General features: G+C 56.2%; 4 protein-coding genes and 2 rRNA genes (1 of these 6 cut by a window edge). 1 reads left to right on the forward strand and 5 read right to left on the reverse strand.

The window, feature by feature from the left end; translation table 11 throughout:
• Positions 1 to 8: 8 nt before the first annotated feature.
• From lnt to AC07OO_RS12965, 3 genes are all read right to left on the reverse strand, one after another.
• Complete coding sequence (gene lnt, locus AC07OO_RS12955) at positions 9 to 1,607, reverse strand: apolipoprotein N-acyltransferase (RefSeq protein WP_495082523.1); 1,599 nt, start codon at positions 1,605 to 1,607, stop codon at positions 9 to 11.
• Positions 1,594 to 2,463, reverse strand: a complete 870-nt coding sequence (locus AC07OO_RS12960; protein WP_495082524.1) for a CorC family transporter — start codon at positions 2,461 to 2,463, stop codon at positions 1,594 to 1,596. Before AC07OO_RS12960 ends, lnt begins: the two co-directional genes overlap by 14 nt.
• An 86-nt stretch (positions 2,464 to 2,549) precedes the next feature.
• Complete coding sequence (locus AC07OO_RS12965; protein ID WP_495082525.1) at positions 2,550 to 3,281, reverse strand: GNAT family N-acetyltransferase; 732 nt, start codon at positions 3,279 to 3,281, stop codon at positions 2,550 to 2,552.
• Between the two features lie 94 nt (positions 3,282 to 3,375).
• Between AC07OO_RS12965 and AC07OO_RS12970 the strand changes: the two genes are divergently transcribed.
• A complete protein-coding gene (locus AC07OO_RS12970; protein WP_495082526.1) occupies positions 3,376 to 4,122 on the forward strand; it encodes an FFLEELY motif protein in 747 nt (248 codons plus the stop codon).
• Positions 4,123 to 4,214: 92 nt separating this feature from the next.
• Here the strand turns inward: AC07OO_RS12970 and rrf are convergent.
• Both rrf and AC07OO_RS12980 read right to left on the reverse strand, forming a co-directional pair.
• Positions 4,215 to 4,327, reverse strand: a 5S ribosomal RNA gene (rrf, locus tag AC07OO_RS12975).
• Between the two features lie 155 nt (positions 4,328 to 4,482).
• Positions 4,483 to 6,845: ribosomal RNA gene (locus AC07OO_RS12980) — 23S ribosomal RNA — on the reverse strand; it runs 517 nt beyond the window's last position.

Genomic DNA, 6,845 nt, shown 5'->3' on the forward strand with positions numbered 1-6,845 from the left:
CGAGTCCGCTAGATCGCCCTCGTCCGTTGTGTGCGAGCAGCTATGAAAACAATAGCAATCGCTGCCAGCCAGAGCGGCCACAGGCCGAAGCGCGACACCCACCACGCGAAGGGCGTGGTGCCATTGCGCCCCTGAACGTCACCCACCAGCACGCCGCGCGTGGATCGGGGCAGGGATTCGGTGACGCGGCCGGTGTGGTCGATGATGACCGTGGCACCGGTATTGGTGGCCCGCAGCATGGGACGCTCGAACTCCAACGCCCGCATGCGGCTGATTTGCAGATGCTGGTCAATGGCGACGGAATCGCCAAACCAGCCGATATTGCTGACATTGACGAAGATGGTGGGTGCATTGGCCGCGTCCAGGAAGCGCGCGCCCAATTCTTCGCCAAACAAGTCTTCGTAGCAGATGTTGAGGGCCAGACGCTGGCCCAGCCACGGGTAAGACGCCTGGCCGACAGCGCCGCGGTTGAAGTCCCCCAGCGGGATATTCATCATCCGCGTGAACCATTTGAAGAGCGGGGGAATGAATTCGCCGAAGGGCACCAGGTGGTGCTTGTCATAGCGCCACTCCCCGGTTTGGCCAGGGCCGAAGGCGAACACCGAGTTGGTGTAGCCCTCGCGCATATTGCCCCAGGGTGAACCGACCAGCGCGGCTTGCCCGCCCTGTGAATTTCCCTCTTTGGTAAAACGGGCCGCTAATGCATCCCAGTAGCCATCGGGTAGATCTTGCGGAAGTATGGGCAAGGCGGTCTCCGGCGCGACCACCAGCTCGGTCGTGCTGCGATTCAACTGGTCGCCATACCATTGCAAGGCCAGGGGCACGCCGGTGCCGCTTTGGAATTTCTCGTCCTGGGGAATATTGCCCTGGAGCAGGGTGACCGACAGATTGCCGGTGGGTTGCGACCAACTCAGGTTGGCCAACGGCACTAACAGGCCTGCAGCGATGAGCACAACCAAGCTTGCACGCAGCGTACCCGCCTTGGGCTGCCAAACGAGCACCGCGGCAGCCGCCAGCCAGGCAGCCAGCGCCCCTACGCCATACGCACCCAGCCAGGAAATGAAAGGGGCGAGCGGTCCGCTAGTATGTGCGTAGCCAATGGCACCCCAGCCAAAGCCCGTCAACCAGGTTCCGCGTGCCATTTCGGCCATCACCCACAACGCGGCGAACAACAGGCTGGCCAACAAGGGGCTGTCACCCTTCCAGCGCCAGTACAGTGCGCAAGCCACCGCGTAATACAGGCCCAGCGCCGCGGCCAGGGCGACAATCGCCAGTACCGTGAGTGTGCCATCCAGGCCCGCATAGGTGTGCATGGAGATGTAGAGCCACCAGAACGTGGCGCACAACCAGGCCGTGGCAAACAGCAATCCCAACCCAGCCGCTTGTTTCGCGGTTTTGCTGGTTTGCAATACAGCTAGTAAGGCGGCCAAAGCGGCGCATTGCAGCCACCACAGCGACTGGCCCGTATCGAAGCCAAAAGAAAAGGGCCAGCTAACCCCCGCCGCTTGGGCGTAGGCCGCTAGTAAAACTGTAACTACTCGTGCAAGAGTCGATGTTAGCGAGGCGCGCTGGCCACCGCCCAGCGTCGTACCGCTAGCCGTCCACATCCGCTGCAGCAGAGACTTTGAACCATTTCACGGCGCCGCCCTTGGTGTGTAGCACCAAGAAATCCAGGCCGCCCACCGAGTAGCGTTCACCACGCTTGGGCACATGACCCATTTCGTGGGCGATCAAGCCGCCGATAGTGTCGAAGTGTTGGTCGGGGTCTTGGCCGTCCAGCGTGACCGAGAAGGCATCGTTGACCCGCTCAATCCGTGTGTCGCCGCTGACGCGGTAGGTACGGTCGGCCAGCGCGAAGATGTCGCCCGCATCTTCGGCGATGTCAAATTCGTCTTCGATCTCACCGACGATCTGCTCCAGCACATCTTCAATCGTGATCAGACCGGCCACGCGGCCGAATTCGTCGATGACGATCGCCAAGTGGTTACGGTTGCCGCGGAAGTCGCGCAATAGATCGTTCAGCGCCTTTGTCTCGGGCACGAAAACGGCCGGGCGCAAGAGAGCACGGATATTGAGCTCGGGCGCGCGCTGCAGCTTGAGCAAATCTTTGGCCATCAGAATGCCGATGACGTTTTCTCGTTCCCCCTCGTACACCGGGAAGCGCGAGTGCGCCGTGTCTATGACGGTGTGTATCAGCTCATCCATGGGTGCCTGGATGTTAAGCAGGTCCATGCGCGTGGCAGCCACCATCACGTCACCGGCCGTCATATCAGCCATGCGGATCACGCCTTCGAGCATGACACGCGATTCGGCGCCGATGATGTTGTTGTCCTCGGCCTCCGCCAGCGTCTCTATCAGCTCAGCGGTCGAGTCGGGGCCAGGGTGGATGAACTCGGCCAGTTTGCGCAGAAAAGTGCGCTTGTCTTCTTTGTCTGGCGCGCGCGCGGGGTGGGGGTCTGACACGGAGGGGAGGCAAAGCTTGCCGTTGTTGTGGACCCATAAGGATAGCGGATTTGCGTGGCGGCTCCGTCACGTCCGCGAACCGGGGCTCAGGGAGAACTGCGGCTTTGGGCGTCTATGGCGTTGCGTCGTATCTCTTGCAGCTCGGCCAGGAAACTCCAAAATTGCTTGGCTTGGACCTTGATACGGTAGTCGGTCTGGGCGACTTGTTCTTCGATCATCTCGGTTACTTGACTATCAAAGGTCGCCGGGGGGAGTTGCAGATAGGCCTCCGACTCCGTGCCGTCCCGCGTGACCTTGGCGCCGGCGTTGCGGGCGATTTTCAACATGGCCGCGTTTTCGCTCAGGGCGTGAATGAACAGCAGACTGATGCCGTCATTGCTGGCGTGCATGGCGGCGCGCTCGAACAGGCGGGCGCCGTAGCCACGTCCCCGGGCACCCGGCAACACGGATACGCCAAACTCGGCGCAGGCTTCCAGATCCTTGTCATGCGCATGGGCCAAGTGGGCCATGGCAATCAATTCGAGCCGTCGGTTGTAGATACCAAAGATTTCGTCGCGCTCAAAGTCAAGGCCGTCGACATAGCGTTGGATGTGCTCGTCTTGCGCGAGGTAACCGAAACGCAAATAGCGGTCTTGGGCATCCAATGACAGCAGGTGTTGGGCAATACGGGCGCGATGGTTTGCGCCCAGGGAGCGTATGGGAACCAGCAAAGGAGTCGAACGCTTGGCCGGTTCCTCCGGGCCGCCGTCTTGCGGCGGGCGCAGAAAGTCACGCCCCACTTCCAACGAGGCTTTAATAAGATTGGCTGCTGCGAGCATGGTTGGAATATACGGGTTTTCCCTAGTCTTTGCACCCCAAAGTAGTCAGTCGGGGGCATCCGATAAGCAGTGCGTCGTTACACTGACGGCTTCTATGGACGCAGCACAAACCATCCGCGAAGCAGTCGCCCGAGTCGGTGCGATACGGGAAGCGGCAGCGTCCCGGCCCGAAGCCCGCACAGCCCTAGCAAGTGTCAAGGCGCTTCAAGCTAGGCGATTTGCAGGCACATACGCCGATTTGCTGCGATCTGAGGCCTACGGAGCTGCTTCGCGCTTCTTTTTAGAAGATTTATACAGCGACAAGGACTACTCACAGCGCGATGCCCAATTTTCCCGCATCGCTGGGGCCTTGCAACGGCTATTTCCTCAACAAGTGGTTATGACCGCCGTTTTGTTGGCTCAATTGCATCTGCTGACAGAAGAGTTGGATTGGCAAATGGCTTCAAATTGGGCCTTAGATCCAATAATGGCGGCGAAAGATGCAGCAACGCACTATGTCGCCTGCTGGAGGAGCACTGGCCAGAGTGACGTGCGTCTTCGGCAGTTGGGTGTGGTTCTTCAAGTCGGGAGAGATTTGGACCGACTTACGCGCACACCAGGGCTGCGCTTGATGCTCAAAATGATGCGCGGTCCAGCCAAAGCCGCCGGCTTGGGGTCACTGCAGCTGTTCCTTGAGAACGGATTCGACACCTTTGCAGGTATGTCAGGCAAGGGCCGTAGCGCCGAAGAATTCCTGGGGATTGTCAACGCACGTGAATCCTCTTGGATACAGCGTTTGTCCCATGGCGATGCTACGCAGTGTGCGGCAGATCTACAGACCTGTCTGTCCCTAGGACTTTAATCGGCAGTAGATATTTGTCCAGAACTGAGTCGTTAAAGTAACGAGACCAAAAAAAACGCCCCGTCATTAGACGGGGCGTTTTCGGTGTAATAGTCTGACGATGACCTACTTTCACACGGGAACCCGCACTATCATCGGCGCAGAAGCGTTTCACTGTCCTGTTCGGGATGGGAAGGAGTGGTACCACTTCGCTATGGTCGTCAGACATAACTTTTTGTCATCTTGACTGGGTCAAGACAACCAATTTATAGAGCTAATCAGCTTCATCGATTTAACGAACCTGTTTGTAATTGCTTACTTGCAGGATTTTTGAATGCGTCAACTTGGCATAACTTCCTTGATCAAACTGATCAAAGTTATAGGGTCAAGCCGCACGAGCAATTAGTATCAGTTAGCTTAACGCATTACTGCGCTTCCACACCTGACCTATCAACGTCCTGGTCTTGAACGACTCTTTAGGGGGCTCAAGGCCCCGGCAGATCTCATCTTGAAACGAGTTTCCCGCTTAGATGCTTTCAGCGGTTATCTCTTCCACACTTAGCTACTCGGCATTGCCACTGGCGTGACAACCGATACACCAGAGGTGTGTCCACTCCGGTCCTCTCGTACTAGGAGCAGGCTTCCTCAAATCTGCAGCGCCCACGGAAGATAGGGACCAAACTGTCTCACGACGTTTTAAACCCAGCTCACGTACCTCTTTAAATGGCGAACAGCCATACCCTTGGGACCGGCTACAGCCCCAGGATGAGATGAGCCGACATCGAGGTGCCAAACACCGCCGTCGATATGAACTCTTGGGCGGTATCAGCCTGTTATCCCCAGAGTACCTTTTATCCGTTGAGCGATGGCCCTTCCATACAGAACCACCGGATCACTATGTCCTGCTTTCGCATCTGCTCGACTTGTCAGTCTCGCAGTTAAGCACGCTTATGCCATTGCACTATCGTCACGATGTCCGACCGTAACTAGCGTACCTTCGAACTCCTCCGTTACGCTTTGGGAGGAGACCGCCCCAGTCAAACTGCCTACCATGCACTGTCCCCGATCCAGATAATGGACCTAGGTTAGAACCTCAAACACACCAGGGTGGTATTTCAACGTTGGCTCCATAAGATCTAGCGACCCTACTTCAAAGCCTCCCACCTATCCTACACAGATCTGTTCAAAGTCCAATACAAAGCTACAGTAAAGGTTCATGGGGTCTTTCCGTCTTTCCGCGGGGAGATTGCATCATCACAAACATTTCAACTTCGCTGAGTCTCAGGAGGAGACAGTGTGGCCATCGTTACGCCATTCGTGCAGGTCGGAACTTACCCGACAAGGAATTTCGCTACCTTAGGACCGTTATAGTTACGGCCGCCGTTTACTGGGACTTCAATCAAGAGCTTGCACCCCATCATTTAATCTTCCAGCACCGGGCAGGCGTCACACCCTATACGTCCACTTTCGTGTTTGCAGAGTGCTGTGTTTTTAATAAACAGTCGCAGCCACCGATTTTTTGCAACCTCATTGGGCTCCATCCGCAGGGACTTCACCTACTAAAGGCACACCTTCTTCCGAAGTTACGGTGTCAATTTGCCGAGTTCCTTCTCCTGAGTTCTCTCAAGCGCCTTAGAATACTCATCTCGCGCACCAGTGTCGGTTTGCGGTACGGTCGTGTGTAGCTGAAGCTTAGTGGCTTTTCCTGGAAGCAGGGTATCACTCACTTCGTCTGCAAGCAGACTCGTTATCACCCCTCATCTAAGCCCGGCGGATTTACCTACCAGGCACGACTACAGGCTTGAACCAACATATCCAACAGTTGGCTGAGCTAACCTTCTCCGTCCCCACATCGCACTACACATCGGTACAGGAATATTGACCTGTTTCCCATCAGCTACGCATCTCTGCCTCGCCTTAGGGGCCGACTCACTCTACGCCGATGAACGTTGCGTAGAAAACCTTGCGCTTACGGCGAGGGGGCTTTTCACCCCCTTTAACGCTACTCATGTCAGCATTCGCACTTCTGATACCTCCAGCAGGGTTTACACCACCACCTTCACAGGCTTACAGAACGCTCTCCTACCACTTGCAATAAATTGCAAATCCGCAGCTTCGGTAACTGGCTTAGCCCCGTTACATCTTCCGCGCAGGACGACTCGATCAGTGAGCTATTACGCTTTCTTTAAATGATGGCTGCTTCTAAGCCAACATCCTGACTGTTTTAGCCTTCCCACTTCGTTTCCCACTTAGCCAATTTTAGGGACCTTAGCTGGCGGTCTGGGTTGTTTCCCTCTTGAGTCCGGACGTTAGCACCCGGTGCTCTGTCTCCCAAGCTGTACTCGACGGTATTCGGAGTTTGCATTGGTTTGGTAAGTCGCCATGACCCCCTAGCCAAAACAGTGCTCTACCCCCGTCGGTAATACTTGAGGCACTACCTAAATAGTTTTCGGAGAGAACCAGCTATTTCCAAGTTTGTTTAGCCTTTCACCCCTATCCACAGCTCATCCGCTAGTTTTGCAACACTAGTCGGTTCGGACCTCCAGTACCTGTTACGGCACCTTCATCCTGGCCATGGATAGATCACTTGGTTTCGGGTCTACACCCAGCGACTGGACGCCCTATTCGGACTCGATTTCTCTACGGCTTCCCTATTCGGTTAACCTTGCCACTGAATGTAAGTCGCTGACCCATTATACAAAAGGTACGCAGTCACCCCTTGCGAGGCTCCTACTTTTTGTAAG

Source organism: Rhodoferax sp. GW821-FHT07G04, assembly GCF_059418585.1.

Coding starts and splice junctions, on each gene's coding strand:
- AC07OO_RS12965 (WP_495082525.1), bottom strand. CDS start 3,281: ATGCTCGCAGCAGCCAATCTTATTAAAGCCTCGTTGGAAGTGGGGCGT.
- lnt (WP_495082523.1), bottom strand. CDS start 1,607: ATGTGGACGGCTAGCGGTACGACGCTGGGCGGTGGCCAGCGCGCCTCG.
- AC07OO_RS12970 (WP_495082526.1), top strand. CDS start 3,376: ATGGACGCAGCACAAACCATCCGCGAAGCAGTCGCCCGAGTCGGTGCG.